This window comes from Streptomyces sp. CNB091 (assembly GCF_000377965.1).
On sequence record NZ_KB899002.1, the window covers coordinates 19907 to 37958 of the forward strand.

General features: G+C 71.5%; 15 protein-coding genes. 4 read left to right on the forward strand and 11 right to left on the reverse strand.

Annotated features, from left to right (window positions below; all coding sequences use genetic code 11):
* The first annotated feature begins 111 nt into the window (after nucleotides 1–111).
* Nucleotides 112–783 (forward strand): lysophospholipid acyltransferase family protein, encoded by a 672-nt coding sequence (locus tag D581_RS0122405; RefSeq protein ID WP_026290789.1) that lies wholly within the window; start codon nucleotides 112–114, stop codon nucleotides 781–783.
* A gap of 96 nt (nucleotides 784–879) precedes the next feature.
* On the opposite strand, the gene D581_RS0122410 is transcribed toward D581_RS0122405, so the two are convergent.
* Nucleotides 880–2424 carry an MFS transporter gene (locus tag D581_RS0122410; RefSeq protein WP_018959437.1) on the reverse strand — a complete coding sequence of 515 codons (1545 nt, stop codon included), beginning with the start codon at nucleotides 2422–2424 and terminating at the stop codon, nucleotides 880–882.
* The gene (locus tag D581_RS0122415; RefSeq protein ID WP_018959438.1) at nucleotides 2421–2972 is read right to left on the reverse strand and encodes a TetR/AcrR family transcriptional regulator; all 552 of its coding nucleotides are present in this window, start codon (nucleotides 2970–2972) and stop codon (nucleotides 2421–2423) included. Before D581_RS0122415 ends, D581_RS0122410 begins: the two co-directional genes overlap by 4 nt.
* Before the next feature lie 260 nt (nucleotides 2973–3232).
* Between D581_RS0122415 and helR the strand changes: the two genes are divergently transcribed.
* Nucleotides 3233–5398 (forward strand): RNA polymerase recycling motor ATPase HelR, encoded by a 2166-nt coding sequence (gene helR, locus D581_RS0122420; protein WP_018959439.1) that lies wholly within the window; start codon nucleotides 3233–3235, stop codon nucleotides 5396–5398.
* 43 nt (nucleotides 5399–5441) lie between these two features.
* On the opposite strand, the gene D581_RS0122425 is transcribed toward helR, so the two are convergent.
* From D581_RS0122425 to D581_RS0122435, 3 genes are all read right to left on the reverse strand, one after another.
* A complete protein-coding gene (locus D581_RS0122425) occupies nucleotides 5442–6413 on the reverse strand; it encodes an aldo/keto reductase (RefSeq protein WP_018959440.1) in 972 nt (323 codons plus the stop codon).
* A gap of 108 nt (nucleotides 6414–6521) precedes the next feature.
* Nucleotides 6522–7949 (reverse strand): argininosuccinate lyase, encoded by a 1428-nt coding sequence (gene argH, locus D581_RS0122430; protein WP_018959441.1) that lies wholly within the window; start codon nucleotides 7947–7949, stop codon nucleotides 6522–6524.
* A 134-nt stretch (nucleotides 7950–8083) separates the two neighbouring features.
* Complete coding sequence (locus tag D581_RS0122435) at nucleotides 8084–9280, reverse strand: argininosuccinate synthase (protein ID WP_018959442.1); 1197 nt, start codon at nucleotides 9278–9280, stop codon at nucleotides 8084–8086.
* 208 nt (nucleotides 9281–9488) lie between these two features.
* Here D581_RS0122435 and D581_RS0122440 point away from each other — a divergent pair, with 208 nt between their 5' ends.
* Nucleotides 9489–10196 (forward strand): L,D-transpeptidase family protein, encoded by a 708-nt coding sequence (locus D581_RS0122440; protein WP_026290790.1) that lies wholly within the window; start codon nucleotides 9489–9491, stop codon nucleotides 10194–10196.
* 73 nt (nucleotides 10197–10269) lie between these two features.
* On the opposite strand, the gene D581_RS1000000139035 is transcribed toward D581_RS0122440, so the two are convergent.
* From D581_RS1000000139035 to argC, 6 genes are all read right to left on the reverse strand, one after another.
* Nucleotides 10270–12246, reverse strand: a complete 1977-nt coding sequence (locus tag D581_RS1000000139035; protein WP_158688624.1) for a protein kinase domain-containing protein — start codon at nucleotides 12244–12246, stop codon at nucleotides 10270–10272.
* Between the two features lie 365 nt (nucleotides 12247–12611).
* Complete coding sequence (locus D581_RS0122450) at nucleotides 12612–13154, reverse strand: arginine repressor (protein ID WP_018959444.1); 543 nt, start codon at nucleotides 13152–13154, stop codon at nucleotides 12612–12614.
* A gap of 25 nt (nucleotides 13155–13179) precedes the next feature.
* Nucleotides 13180–14397 carry an acetylornithine transaminase gene (locus D581_RS0122455; RefSeq protein WP_018959445.1) on the reverse strand — a complete coding sequence of 406 codons (1218 nt, stop codon included), beginning with the start codon at nucleotides 14395–14397 and terminating at the stop codon, nucleotides 13180–13182.
* The gene (gene argB, locus D581_RS0122460; protein ID WP_018959446.1) at nucleotides 14394–15323 is read right to left on the reverse strand and encodes an acetylglutamate kinase; all 930 of its coding nucleotides are present in this window, start codon (nucleotides 15321–15323) and stop codon (nucleotides 14394–14396) included. Before argB ends, D581_RS0122455 begins: the two co-directional genes overlap by 4 nt.
* Nucleotides 15320–16474, reverse strand: coding sequence for a bifunctional glutamate N-acetyltransferase/amino-acid acetyltransferase ArgJ (gene argJ, locus D581_RS0122465; RefSeq protein WP_018959447.1), 1155 nt, complete (start codon nucleotides 16472–16474; stop codon nucleotides 15320–15322). Before argJ ends, argB begins: the two co-directional genes overlap by 4 nt.
* Nucleotides 16471–17499 (reverse strand): N-acetyl-gamma-glutamyl-phosphate reductase, encoded by a 1029-nt coding sequence (argC, locus tag D581_RS0122470; protein WP_026290791.1) that lies wholly within the window; start codon nucleotides 17497–17499, stop codon nucleotides 16471–16473. The genes argJ and argC overlap by 4 nt, the downstream gene beginning before the upstream one ends.
* A gap of 199 nt (nucleotides 17500–17698) precedes the next feature.
* Between argC and D581_RS0122475 the strand changes: the two genes are divergently transcribed.
* Nucleotides 17699–18052: a VOC family protein gene (locus D581_RS0122475; protein ID WP_026290792.1), complete on the forward strand. Its 354-nt coding sequence runs from the start codon at nucleotides 17699–17701 to the stop codon at nucleotides 18050–18052.

The window sequence follows — 18052 nt, forward strand, 5'->3', positions numbered from 1 at the left end:
ATACCCGCGAGTATCGTCCTCACCTGCACCGACCATCACCCGTCGGCACCGGCCACCGCCCGTACGACCCATTCCATCGCGGCCGGCCAGGCCACGACACCGGAGGAACCGTTGTCCCGTCTCACGGTCATCAAGGCAGTGCTCGGACCGATTCTGCGCCTGATGTTCCGCCCACAGGTGGAAGGCGCCGAGAACATTCCCGGGACCGGGCCGGTGATCCTCGCGGGCAATCACCTCACGTTCATCGACTCGATGATCATGCCGATCTGCTGCGACCGGCCGGTGTTCTACATCGGCAAGGACGAGTACGTCACGGGCAAGGGCCTCAAGGGCAAGCTGATGGCCTGGTTCTTCACCGGCTGCGGCATGATCCCGGTGGACCGGGACGGCGGCCGGGGCGGGGTCGCGGCGCTGATGACGGGACGCAGGGTGCTGGAGCAGGGTCAGGCCTTCGCCATCTACCCGGAGGGCACCCGCTCCCCCGACGGCCGGCTCTACCGGGGCCGTACGGGCATCGCGCGGCTGACGCTGATGACGGGCGCTCCGGTGATCCCGTTCGCGATGATCGGGACCGACAAGCTGCAGCCGGGCGGCGCCGGCCTGCCCCGGCCGGGCAAGGTCACGGTGCGCTTCGGTGAGCCGATGGAGTTCTCGCGCTACGAGGGCATGGACCGCGACCGCTATGTGCTGCGAGCGGTGACCGACTCGGTGATGGCCGAGGTGATGCGGCTGTCCGGCCAGGAGTACGTGGACATGTACGCGACGAAGGCGAAGGCTGCCTGACCGCCCGTACGACGGTTACGGAGAAGGCCGCCCGGCCCGTACGACGCTCACGGCGAAGGGTCCGCACCCCTGAGGTGCGGACCCTTCGCCGTACGGTCACGGGTGCTCGACGCCGTCCTCCAGCTTCTGGCCCCGCAGCAGGAACCAGGAGGCGACCGCCGCCGCCAGCAGTACCGCCGCGCCGATGCCCGCGGCCGACCGCAGTCCGTCGACGAACGCCTCCTGGGCCGCCGAGACCAACGGCCCGGCCTGGGCGGCGGGCAGCGCCCCGGCGGCCTCGACCGCGCCGCCCAGTGACTCGTGGGAGGCCGCCTCGACGTCGGCGGGGATGCCGGACGGGGTCGGGAAGCCCCGGTAGACGCCGGTGACGATGGAGCCGAGCAGGGCGATGCCGAGGGCCGCGCCCAGTTCGTACGCGGTCTCGGAGACGGCGGACGCGGAGCCCGCCTGCTCCTTCGGGACGCTGGAGAGGATCACGTCGGCGGTGACGGTGAAGGCGAAGCCCGCGCCGACGCCGACGACCAGCAGCATGGAGCCGAGCAGCGGATACCCGGTGTTCTGGTCGAGCAGCGTCACACTGCCCAGGGCGAGACCGACCGCGGCCAGGCCGCCCGAGACGACGGAGCGGACCGAGAAGCGGCGGGCGGCGAACCCGGCCAGCAGACCCGCGGTCACCGCGCCGATGGCGGCGGGCAGTTCGGCGAGCCCGGCCTCCAGCGGTCCGCGGCCCTGCACCAGTTGCAGGAACTGGGAGAGGAAGAAGACGAGACCCGACAGGCCGAGGATGGTCAGCAGGTCGGCGAGGACCGCGCCGGAGAAGCCCCGGTGGTGGAAGAGCCGCATGTCCAGCAGGGGCGCGGGCAGCCGCAGTTGCCTGCGGACGAACCAGGTGAGCGCCAGGACGCCGACGACGGCCGCCGCCCCGGCCTCCCAGCTCACCCCGTGCGCGGCCGCCTCCTTGATGGCGTACACCACACCGATCATGCCGACCAGGGAGAGCCCGACGCTGAGCATGTCCCACGGGCCCGGGGCCGGGTTCTTGGACTCCGGGATCAGCTTGACGCCGACGACGACGAGGACGGCCATCACGGGCAGGTTGATGAGGAAGACCGAGCCCCACCAGAAGTGTTCGAGCAGGGCCCCGCCGACGACCGGACCGACGGCCGCGCCCGCCGAGGCCATCGCGCCCCAGATCCCGATGGCGAGGCTGCGCTCGCGCGGGTCGTGGAAGAGGTTGCGGATCAGGGCCAGGGTGGACGGCATCAGGGTGGCGCCCGCGACACCCAGCAGCGCCCGGGCCACGATCATCATCTCGGGCGTGGTCGCGTACGCGTTGAGCACGGAGACCGCGCCGAACGCGACGGCGCCGACCAGCAGCAGCTTCTTGCGGCCGATGCGGTCGCCGAGGCTGCCCATCGAGACGAGCAGGCCGGCGATGACGAAGGAGTAGACGTCACCGATCCAGAGCAGCTGGGTGCCGGTCGGTTCGAGGTCCTCGCTGAGGAACGGGGTGGCGAGACCGAGAACGGTCGCGTCCACGGCCACCAGCAGCACGGCGAGGACGAGGACCGCGAGCGCGATCCACCGCCCTGGGCGGCGTACGGCGTCCGGGGTGTCCGGGTTCTGGTCGATGCTGGTCATTGCTCTACGCTCCGGCGTGCTCCGCCGAGCAGCAACTCGACGATCATGTGTTGGAAATCCTGTGCGGCGACCCGCCCCGCCTGAACGGCCCAGGCACCGGTGCCGACGAGCCCGTAGAGGGCCTCCGTCAGCCAGGCGGGGGTGAGGTCGATACGGAACTCGCCGCGCTCCTGGCCGCGGCGGAAGAAGGCGGAGACGCGGGCGTCGGCCCGGTCCCAGCCCTCGTTGACCTCGTCGCCCTCGAAGAGCTGGTTCTCGTTGACGAGGAAGGACAGCAGTCCGGCGCTGGGCTCGACGGCCGCGATGAGGCGGCGCAGCCCCTCCTCGGAGGTGTCCTCGTCGAGCCGGGCGGCGTCAAGGGCCGCCTCGAACTCCTGGATGCCGAGATTCTCCAGCGCCTTCACCAGGGCGTCGCGCCCGGCGAAGTGGCGGTGGAGGGTGGCCCGGCCGATGCCCGCCGCCCTGGCGACCTCGTCCATGGTGGCGGTCGATTTACGGGTCAGCAGGGCGGCGGCGGTGCGCAGCACCTGCTCACGGTCGAGAGTCATGAGACAACCATAGCCCAACTGAGACACGTTCGTCTCATTGCGAGGTGCGCGGGTGTGCAGCAGGCGAGGGCAGGCACGAGGGAGGGGCGGAGCGAGGCGGGAAACAAAAAAGTGGCCGGAGGTGAAACCACTCCTTGCCACTCTCAACTTATAGCTCATGGGGGGCCTTGCGGCAAGACCCCCCATATGCCGCAGAATCGTCGGCCGTAGCCGGGACGGTACGCCGCCCCCCGTACGTACCGCAGATCGGAACCGATGCCGTGACACCCCTGACCGCCAGCGCGTTCGACCTCCCCGACCGCCTCTCCTCCAAGGCCGACCCGGCGCTGATCGCCGATGACGAGCAGCACTTCGCGGCCGTCGCCCACTGCCTGGAACAGTCGATCGCCGAGCTGACCGACCGGCTCGCGGCCGAACGCCGGGCGCCCGGCGGAGCGAGCCGGCAGGCGATGGACCGGGATGTGGAGATCCACCGGCTGACCGGTCGGCTGCGCGCCCTGCGGCGGTTCGGCCTCGACCTGTGCCTCGGGCACATGGTCGCCGCGGACGGCTCCGGACCGCTGTACGTGGGACGGCTCGGGCTGACCGACAGCACGGGCCGCCGGCTGCTGCTCGACTGGCGCTCCCCCGCCGCCGAGCCGTTCTTCGGGGCCACCCACGCCGACCCGATGGGCCTGGCGAGCCGCCGCCGCTACCGCTGGGCCGGCGGCCGGATCAGCGACTACTGGGACGAGGTGTTCGCACCGGAGGGCTTCGCCGGTCATGCCGCGCTGGATGACCAGTCGGCGTTCATCGCCAGCCTGGGCGGCAACCGGTCGGCCCGGATGCGCGATGTGCTGGGCACCATCCAGGCCGACCAGGACGCCATCATCCGGGCGGGCTCCCGGGGCGCGCTCGTCGTCGACGGCGGGCCCGGCACCGGGAAGACCGTCGTCGCCCTGCACCGCTCCGCCTTTCTGCTGTACTCCGACCCGCGCCTGGGCCACCGCCGCGGTGGCGTGCTGTTCGTCGGGCCGCACGAGCCCTATCTGGGGTACGTCGCCGATGTCCTGCCCAGCCTCGGGGAGGAGGGCGTGCAGACGTGCACTCTGCGGGACCTGGTCGCCGAGGGGGCGGAGGCGGGCGCCGAGACCGACCCTGAGGTGGCGCGGCTGAAGGCGTCGGCGGAGCTGGTGAAGGCGGTCGAGCCGGCCGTGCGGTTCTACGAGGAGCCGCCCGCCACGGGTGTACGGGTCCAGACGCACTGGTCCGACATCTGGCTGAGCGCCGCCGACTGGGCCGCGGCGTTCGGGGCGGCTGACCCGGGCACACCCCACAACGAGGCGCGGAAGGTGATCTGGGAGGAGCTGCTCACGATCCTCGTGGACAAGCACGACGGCGACGCCCCGGAGGAACAGTTGCGGGCCTCGCTGCGGCGCGACCGGGAGCTGTTCGCCCTCTTCGACCGCGCCTGGCCGCTGGTCGAGGCGGCCGACCTGGTCGGCGACCTCTGGTCCGTACCCGCCTATCTGCGTAAGTGCGCCCCCTGGCTGACCTCGGAGGAGGTCGGGCGGTTGCAGCGCCCGGACGCCCACGCCTGGACGGTGTCCGACCTCCCTCTCCTGGACGCGGCACGGCAGCGGCTCGGAGACCCGGAGGCGTCCCGGCGCAGACGTCGTCACGAGGCGGCAGCCGCCGCTGAGCGGGAGCAGATGGACCGGGTCGTCGAGAGTCTGCTCGCCGACGAGACCCTGGCCGACGCGGACGCGGACGGCGAGGGTGCGCTGGTGATGCTGCGCGGGGCGGATCTCCGGGAGTCCCTGGCAACCGCCGACCGGCCGAGCGGCACCGAACCCGACCTGTTGGCCGGGCCGTTCGCGCACATCGTCGTGGACGAGGCGCAGGAGCTGACCGACGCCCAGTGGCAGATGCTGCTCCAGCGGTGCCCGTCCCGGAGTTTCACCGTCGTCGGGGACCGTGCGCAGGCCCGGCACGGGTTCACCGAGTCGTGGCAGGAGCGGCTGGAGCGGGTCGGGCTCGACCGGATCACCCTGGCCTCCCTGACCATCAACTACCGGACGCCGGAGGAGATCATGGCGGAGGCGGAACCGGTGGTCCGGGCCGCGCTCCCCGACGCCAACGTGCCGGTCTCGGTCCGCGGCAGCGGCATCCCCGTCAGGTACGGCTCCGTCGCGGACCTGGACGCCGTCCTCGCCGGGTGGCTCGCCGCGCACGACGACGGGATCGCCTGTGTCATCGGCGACCCCGCGTTCCGGGCGACGCCCCGCGTGCGGTCGCTGACCCCGGAGCTGTCCAAGGGCCTGGAGTTCGACCTGGTCGTCCTCGTCGACCCGGAAAACTTCGGCGCGGGCGTCGAGGGGGCGGTGGACCGCTATGTCGCGATGACGCGGGCGACCCGGGAGCTCATCGTCCTGACGAGCTCCTGAGGCGTCGGGGCCGGGCCGTCGGGGGCGGCCCCGCGTGCGGGCTTCAGTGCCAGGGCAGTCCTGCCCGGTGCCGCCAGTACGCCTCCGGCTCCTCGACCAGGGCGTCGAGGCCGGCGCGCTGCTCGTCGTCCAGGTCGACGACGGCGGCGTGCAGATTGCCGGAGAGCTGGCCCACCGTGGCGGCGCCGGAGAGCACGACGTCCGCCCAGGGCTGGTGCAGGACCAGCGCGAGGGCGACCGCGTCGCCGCCCACGCCCGCGGCGGCGGCGATCTCCTGGAACACGGCGGGGGCCTCGGCCCCGGCGAGGCGCCCGTTGGCCATGCCCTCCTTGACGATCACGGTGAGCCCGGCGTCGTGGGCCTCGGCCAGCGCGGGCGCGGCCGAGGTCTCCAGGGCGTTGTAGGTGGCCTGGACCGTACGGAAGAGGGGTTCGCCGTCGACCGTGACGGCGAGGGCGGCCCGGATCGCGTCGGCCTGGGCGGGCCCGCTGGTGGAGAGGCCGACGGTGACGCCGTCCGCGGCCAGGGCGGCGAGCCGGCCGAGCAGCTCCTTGTCGGTGAGCGCGGGGCTGTCCGGGGTGACCGAGTGGACCTGGTAGAGGCTGAGCCGGTCGCCGAGGAGGGCCCGGGTCTCGGCGTACTGGCGCTCGAAGGCGGTGAGGCTGTGGTCCTTGACCTCGTGTTCCTCGGCCTCGGCGGCCCAGTCGGCGGTGTAGGTGTACCCCCACTTGCTGCCGACGACGAGGTCGGTGAACGAGGGCCGGGCGTCCAGCCACTCCCCCAGGAACTCCTCCGCGCGGCCGTAGGAGCGGGCGGTGTCGACGTACCGGACACCCTGGGCGTAGGCGGCGTCCAGCAGTTCGTGGGTGCGGGCGCGCAGGGCGTCGGGGTCTCGGTCGGCGGGCAGGTCCCGGTCTCGGTGGAGATTGATGTAGCCGGGCCTCCCGACGGCGGCAAGGCCCAACCCGATGTGGGCGGTCGGGGTCGTCGCGGCGGCCAGGGCGGCGAAGGGCATCGCGGGCTCCTCGGGGTCGGGTTTCGGTTACTCCTACCCCGGTGAGCGCGCGATGCTCTTCGTCCATCCGGTGCGGCACGGCTCCCCGCGCGCACCCGACCGGCCTCCCTACTGGCGGGCGGTGGCCCAGGCGTGCTGGGCGGCCAGGTCTTCCTTCACCTCGGCGAGCTGTACGGCGACGGCGGAGGGGGCCGTTCCGCCCCGGCCGTCGCGGGAGGCGAGGGCGCCCCGCACGTTGAGCACGGTGCGGACCTCGGGGGTGAGGTGCTCGGAGATCCTGGCGAACTGTTCGTCGGTGAGCTGGTCGAGCTCGATGCCCTGCTGCTCGCACTCCTTGACGCAGGCGCCGGCCACCTCGTGCGCCACCCGGAACGGAACGCCCTGCTTGACCAGCCATTCCGCGATGTCGGTCGCGAGCGAGAAGCCCGCCGGGGCCAGCTCCTCCATGCGCTCGCGGTTGACGGTGAGGGTGGCCATCATCCCGGTGAAGGCGGGGAGCAGGACCTCCAGCTGGTCGCAGGAGTCGAAGACGGGCTCCTTGTCCTCCTGGAGGTCCCGGTTGTACGCGAGCGGGAGGGCCTTGAGCGTGGCGAGCAGGCCGGTCAGGTTGCCGATGAGGCGGCCGGACTTGCCCCGGGCCAGCTCCGCGATGTCCGGGTTCTTCTTCTGCGGCATGATCGAGGAGCCGGTGGAGAAGGCGTCGTGGAGGGTGACGAAGGAGAACTCCTTCGTGTTCCAGATGATGACCTCCTCCGCGATCCGGGAGAGGTTGACGCCGATCATCGCGGTGATGAAGGCGAACTCCGCGACGAAGTCCCGCGAGGCGGTGCCGTCGATGGAGTTGGCGACCGAGCCGCGCTCGAACCCGAGGTCGGCGGCGACCGCCTCCGGGTCGAGGCCGAGCGAGGACCCGGCGAGGGCCCCGGAGCCGTACGGGGAGACGGCGGTGCGCTCGTCCCACTGGCGCAGCCGCTCGGCGTCCCGGGACAGGGACTGCACGTGGGCGAGCACATGGTGGGCGAAGAGCACGGGCTGGGCGTGCTGGAGGTGGGTGCGGCCCGGCATCGCGACGTCCGCGTGGGCCTCGGCGAGGCCGACCAGGGCGCTCTGGAGATCGGCGATCAGGCCGCCGATGGTCCGGGCGTGGTCGCGCAGGTACATCCGGAAGAGCGTGGCGATCTGGTCGTTCCGCGACCGCCCGGCCCGCAGCTTGCCGCCGAGGTCGGCGCCGAGGCGCTCAAGGAGTCCGCGCTCCAGGGCGGTGTGGACGTCCTCGTCGGCGACGGTCCCGGTGAAGGAGCCGTCCGCGACGTCCGCTTCGAGCCGGTCGAGCCCGGCGAGCATCCGGGTCAGCTCGTCCTCGCTGAGCAGGCCCGCCTTGTTGAGCACGCGTGCGTGGGCTCGGGAGCCGGCGATGTCGTACGGCGCGAGCCGCCAGTCGAAGTGGACGGACGCGGACAGCTTGGCCAGCGCCTCGGCCGGTCCGTCGGCGAAACGCGCGCCCCAGAGCCGGACGTCACCGTTGTTGCTGCTCACTGCGTACTCCTCAAAAAGGCAAAGGCCAAGGCCGGAACATGGGCCAGGGTGCGGATATGCGGCCGCCTCCCTGCCGCGTGACGACGGGGAGGCGGCTGTACAACGAGGGAGGGTCAGGCGAGGTAAGCGTCAGGCTATGCCTGCAGATCACGCTTCGCCGCGATCTTGGCGGAGAGGCCGAAGATCTCGATGAAGCCCTGCGCCTTGGACTGGTCGAAGGTGTCGCCCGAGTCGTAGGTGGCGAGGTTGAAGTCGTACAGCGACTCCTCGGACTTCCGGCCGGTGACGACGGCGCGGCCGCCGTGCAGGGTCATCCGGATGTCGCCGGTGACGTGCTGGTTGGCCTCGTTGATGAAGCCGTCCAGGGCGCGCTTCAGCGGGGAGAACCACAGGCCGTCGTAGACCATCTCGCCCCAACGCTGCTCGACCTGCCGCTTGTAGCGGGCCAGCTCGCGCTCGACGGTGACGTTCTCCAGCTCCTGGTGGGCGGTGATCAGCGCGATCGCGCCGGGCGCCTCGTACACCTCGCGGGACTTGATGCCCACGAGCCGGTCCTCGACGATGTCGATCCGGCCGATGCCCTGTGCGCCGGCCCGCTCGTTGAGCTGCTGGATCGCCTGGAGGACGGTGACGGGACGGCCGTCGACGGCTACGGGCACGCCCTCCTTGAAGGAGATGACGACCTCGTCGGCCTCGCGCTGGACGGCGGGGTTGTCGGTGTACTCGTAGATGTCCTCGATCGGCGCGTTCCAGATGTCCTCCAGGAAGCCCGTCTCGACGGCGCGCCCGAAGACGTTCTGGTCGATGGAGTACGGGGACTTCTTGGTGGTCGCGATCGGGAGGTTCTTCTTCTCGCAGAAGGCGATCGCCTTGTCCCGGGTCATCGCGTAGTCGCGGACCGGGGCGATGCACTTCAGGTCGGGGCCGAGTGCGGAGATGCCGGCCTCGAAGCGGACCTGGTCGTTGCCCTTGCCGGTGCAGCCGTGGGCGACGATCCCGGCGTCGTGCTTGCGGGCGGCGGCGACGAGGTGCTTGACGATGGTCGGCCGGGAGAGGGCCGAGACCAGCGGGTAGCGGTCCATGTAGAGGGCGTTGGCCTTGATCGCCGGGAGGCAGTACTCCTCGGCGAACTCGTCCTTGGCGTCCGCGACCTCGGCTTCGACGGCACCGCAGGCGAGCGCGCGCTTGCGGATGACGTCCAGGTCCTCGCCGCCCTGGCCGACGTCCACGGCGACGGCGATGACCTCGGCGCCCGTCTCCTCGGCGATCCAGCCGATGGCGACGGAGGTGTCCAGGCCGCCCGAGTAGGCGAGAACGACGCGCTCGGTCACGGGTTTCTCCTTACGGTGCAATCACTGTTAGGCATAACTATGCGGTCCACCGTATTGTTTGTCAAAAGAGCAGGTCAGCGCAGCGTGCTCGGCCGTACGGGCGCACGGAGGCGGCAGGCGGAGTGAGCGTGCCGTCCGGAGTGAGCGGCTGGGCCGTACGGAGCAGGTCCGGTGGGGCGTGCCCGCCGGCCGCCGTACGGTCCGGAGCATGCGCAGATCACTGGTGACCGCCGCCGTACTCCTCGCCCTGGCCGGCTCGCTCGGGGCCGGGCCCGGCCGGACCGACGCCCCTCCCCTGCCGTACCGGCTGGCGGACACGGGCGGCGGTTCCCAGCTGATCACCGCCGAGGCCCCGGACAGCCGCTCCACGACGGGGACCGTGACCTGGTGGGAGCGGCGCGGGGGCCGGTGGACAGAGGCCGGGTCGGCGCCGGCGCGGTTCGGGGAAGGCGGGCTGGCCGAGGGGAAGGCCCGGGAGCAGGGCACCGGCACCACGCCCACCGGCCTGTACGACCTGCCGTACGCCTTCGGCACCGAGGACGCCCCGGCCGGCACGACGTATCCGTACCGCGAGGTCACCGAGGACTCCTGGTGGTGCCAGGACAACGACGCGCGCGCGTACAACCGCTGGGTGGAGCCACGTCCGGCGGACTGCCGGGCGGCGGAGGCCGAGCACCTGGTCTCCTACGGCACGCAGTACGCCCGCGCCCTGGTGATCGGCTTCAACTACGACCGTCCGGTACGGGGCAGGGGCGCGGGAATCTTCCTGCATGTGAACGGGCGCGGGGCGACGGCCGGGTGCGTCTCGGTCCCGGCCGACGCCATGGCGGAGATCCTCGCCTGGGCGGACCCGGAGCGCGAACCGCACATCGCGGTCGGCACCTCCTCGGGCCCCACCGCGATCACGCGCTACTGAACGGCCCCGGGCCGCCCGGCGTCGTCCGCCGGTGCCGGGCAACCGGCGGTGGAGGGCCGACGGCTGCCGTACGTCACACCTGCTCGGTGCGGAGTTCGCGCGGTGGCTGGAGCACGGTGTCGTCGTACTCCACGTCGGTCACGTTGATCTTCATGTACTGCGACCCGGAGAACACCCAGTACTTGTTCGGTTCGCCCGGCAGGGGAAGCGCCGCGTCGAATCCGTCGCTGAATCCCTCCGTCGATCCCAGGGTCTTCGGCCAGCCGTCCCTGACGGCCCGCCTGTTGATCTCGATTTCGCCGCCCAGGGTTCCGTCCTCGTTCAGCCGCGTCCGGACGTACTGGGAGCCCGAGAACACCCAGACCTGATGGGGGTCGTCCGGCACCGGAACGATGGCGTCGACGCCATCGCGCGAGATACCGCCGAAGGCTTCCGACCAGTCGCTGATGGGGCGGGGGCCCGCCTTCAGACTGTCGTAGTAGGAATAGTGGGGGTCGACCCTGATGTGCATGTATCTGTCCCGGGAGAAGAGCCAGTACTCGTCGGCCCTTCCCGGAACGCGGAGCACGGCATCGATTCCGTCCCGGAAAGCGGGTTGCTTCCCGATGGTGTTCCACGCGTCCAGCCCGGAGGGTTCCTTCAGGTTCTTCCGTACCGGGTAGCCGTCGGTGGAGAGCCTGACGCGGAGGTACTGGTCGCCGGTGAACAGCCAGTACCCGCTCGGGGCGTGCCCTACCGGGTCGTCCGGCACCGGCATGACCGCGTCGATCTTCACTTTGCCGCTGGGCAGTTCGAAGACGGCCTCACCGGTTTCGGGGGGCGGGGGCTCGCTGGATTCCCCGTCGCCCTCGGTGTCCCCGTCCGGACTCCTGGGCGCGGCCTCGTCCCCGTTCGCGCCGTTCTCCTTGTCCTCGGGCCGCAGGACCCAGGAAAGCGCCCCGCCTCCCGCTGCGATCCCGGCGAGGGAGAGGGCGGCCAGCGCGCCGCGTCGGCTCATCCTCGGGGACGCCGGCCGGGTTCCGGGGCCAAGGGTGGATGCTGCTGAGCCGCCACCGCCCGGGGCGGAGGCGCCGACGGCGGTCTTCGCTTCGTTCACGGCGATCGGCCCCTCCGTGGGCCGTGCCGTGCCGGGAGCTGTGGGCATGCTGTCCGCGGCCCGCGGCGAGAAGGCGACTCTGGGGTCGTTCAGCCGCGCGAGGAGTCGGCGCAGATCGGAGTCGAGGGGACCCGTGAGCCAGTTGTCGAAGCGGTGCGTGCCGAAGTGCCGTCCGAGGGCCGCGACCGTTGGCCGCCGGTCCGGCTGCTTGTCCAGGCAGGCCGCCACGGTCCGTGCCAGGTCTCCGGGGACGCTGTCCAGCCGGGGGGCGTCGTTCATGGTGCGGTACATCAGGACCTGCGGATGACCGGTTCCGAAGGGGCCGTTGCCGGTCGCGGCGAAGACGAGGACGCTGCCGAAGGCGAAGACGTCCGTCGCTTCCGTGATCTCCGAGCCCATCGCGAGTTGTTCGGGGGCCATGAATCCGGGGGTGCCGAGGACGGCACCGTACGTCGTCAGCACGGTGTCGATCGCGGAGTAGGCGATCCCGAAGTCGATGACGCGCGGCCCGGCGGAGGTGAGGATGATGTTGGAGGGTTTGAGGTCGCGATGGACCAGTCCCTGGTCGTGCACGGCGGAGAGTGCCTGCAGGAGACCTGAGGCCAGCAGGGTGACGGTGTGTTCGGGTAAGGGCCCGTAGCGGTCCACGACGACGGTCAGGGAGAGGCCCGGTACGTACTCGGTGGCCATCCACGGCACATCGGCCTCGGGGGCGGCGTCGATCACCGGTGCCACGAACGGTCCACCGACCCGTTGGGCCGCGGCCACTTCGCGGGCGAAGCGCTTCCGGAAGCTGCCGCCGTCGGCGAGTTCGCGCCGCGCCGTCTTCACCGCCACCGCCCGCCCGTCCGCGGCCCGGCCGAGATAGACCCGGCCCATACCGCCCGTGCCCAGCCGCTCGATGATGCGGAAAGGTCCGACCTGGCGCGGATCGTCGTCCGTCAATGGCTGCATCGGAGCCCTCTCTGCCTCTGTGATCACATGTCGCACAGTATTTCTCACGAGCATCGAACGAGGCCGAATTGAGGGTTGGTTGAGGTTCTCTTTCTGGTTGGTCAGGTCCGGCTCACGGCCGGATCCCCGACGGCGGAGGCCGACGGGTCCACAGCCGCAACAGCGACCGGGCCAAGGTGACGGCACGGGCGGACGCGGCCGACGCGAAGCGCGGCCGCATCCGCCTGCGCTCCATCGTCGACGACCGCCTCCCGGCTCGTCCGCACCGAACCCCTGGACGACGAGAAGGGTTTCACCGCAGCGGCGTTCCTCGCCCGTGCGAGGGTGGGGTCCGCCGCCCACGGCATCAACCCATCCGGCCCTCGTTACGCCTGACGGTCGTTCTGAGCGAGCCTCAGCAGGTGGTCGGCGAGCGCCTGGCCGCCGTTCGGGTCGCGGCTGATCAGCATCAGCGTGTCGTCGCCCGCGATGGTGCCGAGGACGTCGTGCAGTTCGGCCTGGTCGATGGCCGAGGCGAGGAACTGGGCCGCGCCCGGCGGAGTGCGCAGCACCACGAGGTTGGCCGAGGCCTCCGCCGAGATGAGCAGCTCGGCCGAGAGCCGACGCATCCGCTCCTCCTTGGCCGAACCGCCCAGCGGGGCCTGCGGGGTGCGGAATCCGCCCTCGCTCGGCACCGCGTAGATCAGCTCGCCGCCGGTGTTGCGGATCTTCACCGCGCCCAGCTCGTCGAGGTCGCGGGAGAGCGTCGCCTGGGTGACGCTCAGCCCGTCGTCGGCGAGAAGCTTGGCCAGCTGGCTCTGCGAGCGGACCGGCTGCCGGTTCAGAATGTCCACGATCCGGCGGTGGCGGGCGGTGCGGGTCTGCGGCACGGACGGCCCGCCGTGCTCGGATTCCTGCGCCTCGGTCATCGTCGTCGCCTCATTCTCCGGAGGGTCATGCTCCGGATCGTCCGTCCCCGTATGCCGCGTCGAGAGCGCTCGGCAGGATCTCCAGGAACGCGTCCACCTCCGCGTCACCGATGATCAGCGGCGGCATGAGCCGTACGACATCGGGGGCGGGCGCGTTCACCAGGAGGCCGGCTCCCTGGGCCGCCTGCTGCACCTGCGGTGCGAGGGGTCCGGTGAGCACGATACCCAGCAGCAGGCCCGCGCCGCGGACGTGGGAGACCAGTGGGTGTCCCAGCGCCTCGACGCCGTCGCGGATCTTCTCCCCGAGCCGCTTGACCTCGGCGAGCACGCCGTCGGCCGCGAGGGTGTCGATGACGGCGAGCCCGGCGGCGCAGGCGACCGGGTTGCCGCCGAACGTCGTGCCGTGGTGCCCCGGCTTCAGCAGGTCGGCCGCCGGTCCGAAGGCGACCGTCGCGCCGATCGGCAGTCCGCCGCCGAGGCCCTTGGCGAGAGTGACGATGTCCGGCTCGACTCCCTGGTGGGCCTGGTGCTCGAACCACTGGCCGCAGCGGCCGACGCCCGTCTGGACCTCGTCCAGGACGAGCAGGGTGCCGGTCGCCCGGGTGATCTCCCGGGCGGCCTCCAGATAGCCCTTTGGCGGGACGACGACGCCGTTCTCGCCCTGCATCGGCTCGATGATGACCAGCGCGGTGTCGGTGGTCACCGCGGCCTTCAGCGCGGCGGCGTCCCCGTAAGGAACGTGGGTGACGTCACCGGGCAGCGGGCGGAAGGGCTCCTGCTTCCCGGGCTGGCCGGTGAGGGCGAGCGCGCCCATCGTCCTGCCGTGGAAGCCGCCGTCGGTGGCGACCATATGGGTGCGCCCGGTGAGCCGCCCGATCTTGAAGGCGGCCTCGTTGGCCTCCGCGCCGGAGTTGGCGAAGAAGACCCGCCCCTGACGGCCGAACAGCTGGAGCAGCCGCTCGGCGAGCGCGATGGGCGGCTCGGCGATGAACAGGTTCGACACGTGTCCGAGGGAGGCGATCTGGGTGGAGACGGCCTCGACGACGGCGGGGTGGGCGTGTCCGAGGGCGTTGACCGCGATACCGCCGACGAAGTCGAGGTGGCGGGTGCCTTCCGCGTCCCAGACGTAGGCGCCCTCGCCGCGGACGAGCGGCAGCCGGGGCGTGCCGTAGTTGTCCATGAGCGCGCCCTGCCACCGCGAGATGAGTCCGGCAGTCTCTGTGACGGTCTCTGCGCCGGTCATGATTCCCCCCGTTCAGGCCCTGTGTGTACGTCGATGGGGGCGTCCGGCACGACCATCGTGCCGATGCCCTCGTCGGTGAAGATCTCCAGCAGGATCGAGTGCTGGACGCGGCCGTCGATGACGCGGGCGGTCTCGACGCCGTTGCGCACGGCGTGCAGACAGCCCCGCATCTTGGGGACCATGCCGCTGGACAGCTCGGGCAGCAGCTTCTCCAGTTGGCTCGCGGTGAGCCGGCTGATGACGTCGTCGCTGTTGGGCCAGTCCTCGTACAGGCCCTCGACGTCGGTGAGGACCATCAGCGTCTCGGCGTTCAGCGCGGCGGCGAGTGCGGCGGCCGCGGTGTCGGCGTTGACGTTGTAGACGTGGTGGTCGTCGGCGGAGCGGGCGATGGAGGAGATGACCGGGATGCGGCCGTCGTCCAGCAGCGCCTGGATGGCCCCCGTGTCGATGGCGGTGATCTCGCCGACCCGGCCGATGTCGACGCGCTCGCCGTCGATGGTGGGCCGGTGCTGGACGGCGGTGATGGTGTGGGCGTCCTCGCCGGTCATGCCGACGGCGAGGGGGCCGTGCTGGTTGAGGAGGCCGACGAGTTCACGCTGGACCTGTCCGGCGAGCACCATCCGGACGACGTCCATCGCCTCGGGGGTGGTGACCCGCAGCCCCGCCTTGAACTCGCTGACCAGGCCCTGCTTGTCGAGCTGCGCGCTGATCTGCGGGCCGCCGCCGTGCACGACGACGGGCTTGAGGCCGGCGTGCCGCAGGAAGACGACGTCCTGGGCGAAGGCGGCCTTCAGCTCCTCGTCGATCATGGCGTTGCCGCCGAACTTGATGACGACGGTCCTGCCGTGGTGCCGGGTCAGCCAGGGCAGCGCCTCGATGAGGATCTGCGCCTTCGGGAGTGCGGTGTGCTTCCGCGCTGTGGTCATGAGCTGTACGCGCTGTTCTCGTGGACGTACTCCGCGGTGAGGTCGTTGGCCCAGATGACGGCCGACTCGGCGCCGGCGGCGAGGTCGGCGGTGATCCTGACCTCCCGGTAGCGCATGTCGACGCGTTCGCGGTCCTCGCCCACGCTGCCGTTCTTGCAGACCCAGACGTCGTTGATGGCGACGTTGAGCCGGTCCGGCTCGAAGGCGGCCCGCGTGGTGCCGATCGCGGAGAGGACCCGGCCCCAGTTGGGGTCCTCGCCGTGGATGGCGCACTTGAGGAGGTTGTTGCGGGCGATGGACCGGCCGACCTCGACGGCGTCGTCCTCGGTGGCCGCGTTGATCACCTCGATCCGGATGTCCTTGGACGCGCCCTCGGCGTCGCCGATGAGCTGCCGGGCCAGGTCCGCGCAGACGGCCCGTACGGCCTCGGCGAACTCGCCCTGTTCCGGGGTGATGCCGCTGGCGCCGGAGGCCAGCAGCAGCACGGTGTCGTTGGTGGACATGCAGCCGTCGGAGTCGACCCGGTCGAAGGTGGTCCGGGTGGCCTCGCGCAGGGCGGCGTCCAGTGCGGGTGCGGGGACGTCGGCGTCGGTGGTGAGGACGACGAGCATGGTGGCCAGGCCCGGGGCGAGCATGCCCGCGCCCTTGGCCATGCCGCCGACGGTCCAGCCCTCGCCGCCCGCGACGGCCGTCTTGTGCACGGTGTCGGTGGTCTTGATGGCGATGGCGGCCTTCTCACCGCCGTGTTCGCTGAGCGCGGCGGCCGCCTGCTCGATGCCGGGGAGCAGCTTGTCCATGGGGAGCAGCAGGCCGATGAGCCCGGTGGAGGCGACGGCGATCTCGCCCGCGCTGTGGCCGTCCAGCACTGCCGCCGCCTTCTCGGCGGTGGCGTGGGTGTCCTGGAAGCCCTGGGGCCCCGTGCAGGCGTTGGCGCCACCGGAGTTGAGGACGACGGCGGTGACCTCGCCACCCTTGAGGACCTGCTCCGACCAGAGCACCGGGGCGGCCTTGACGCGGTTGGAGGTGAAGACGCCCGCGGCGGCGCGGCGCGGGCCGTCGTTGACCACGAGGGCCAGGTCCGGGCCGCCGCTCTCCTTGATTCCCGCGGCGATGCCCGCCGCGGAGAACCCCTGTGCTGCCGTGACGCTCACGGTGCCACTCCGATCGTCGAAAGACCTGTGTCCTCGGGGAGTCCGAGGGCGATGTTCATGCTCTGGAGGGCGCCGCCCGCGGTGCCCTTGGCGAGGTTGTCGATGGCGCTGATCACGATGATCCGCCCGGCGGCAGCGTCGTACGCGACCTGGAGCTGGACGGCGTTGGAGCCGTACACCGCGGCGGTGGCGGGCCACTGCCCCTCGGGCAGCAGGTCCACGAACGGCTCGTCCGCGAACGCCTTCTCGTACACGGCCCGCAGGCCCTCCGCACTCACGCCGGGCTTGGCCTTCGCGCTGCACGTGGCGAGGATGCCGCGGGGCATGGGCGCGAGGGTGGGCGTGAAGGAGACGGTGACCGGCTGCCCGGCGGCGGCGCTGAGGTTCTGGATCATCTCCGGCGTGTGGCGGTGCCCGCCGCCGACGCCGTACGGGGTCATGTTGCCCATCACCTCGGAGCCGAGCAGATGCGGCTTGGCCGCCTTGCCCGCACCCGAGGTGCCGGACGCGGCGACGATCACGGCCTCCGGCTCGGTGAGGCCGGCCTCGTACGCCGGGAAGAGCGCGAGGGAGACGGCGGTCGGGTAGCACCCGGGCACGGCGATGCGCCGGGTCCCGGCGAGCGCGGCCCGCCCGCCCGGCAGCTCGGGCAGGCCGTACGGCCAGGTCCCGGCGTGCGGGGACCCGTAGAACGTCTCCCAGTCACCGGCGTCCTTCAGCCGGAAGTCGGCCCCCATGTCGACGACGAGAACCTCCTGCCCCAACTGCTCGGCGACGGCGGCGGACTGCCCGTGCGGAAGCGCCAGGAAGACGACGTCGTGGCCGGCGAGCACCTCGGCGGTGGTGGGTTCCAGCACCCGGTCGGCCAGGGGCCGCAGATGCGGCTGGAGCGAGCCGAGCGTCTGCCCGGCGTTGGAGTGCCCGGTGAGGGCGCCGATCTCGACGTCCGGGTGCGCCAGCAGAAGACGGAGCAACTCCCCGCCGGCGTAGCCGCTCGCCCCTGCCACTGCTGCTCGTACCACCATCGGTAACCCTCCTGATCGATGGCATGACTATACGCATCGACGCACTTTTATGCAAAGGTGTACCGGCTGCGGGCAGCGGCCCGTCGAGACCGAGCGGCTGAGCCTTCGGGAAGCCGTACGGGAGGCGGGGCGAGCGGGCTGTTCCGGAGACATGAAGGCCGCGGTCCGTACTCCGCAGACCCTGTTCAAGCTCACACCCATGGCACTCGCATGGGAACAGATCATCGTCGACTCCTCCGACCCCATCACCCTCGGGCGCTGGTGGGCCGAGGCTCTCGGCTGGGCAGTGATCGACGAATCGGAGGAGATCATCGAGATCGGGCCCGAGCCGGACCGGATGCCGGGGCTGCTCTTCGCTCCCGTCCCCGAGGGCAGGACGTCGAAGAACCGGCTGCACCCCGACTTCCGCCCCGACGACCAGGAGGCCGAGGTAGCCCGGCTGCTCTCCCTCGGCGCCCGGCGCCGCGACACCGCGCAGGACGGGCAGCGCTGGGTGACCCTCCTCGACCCGGAGGGCAACGAATTCTGCTTCCTGGGCGAGCGGAGGAGCTGA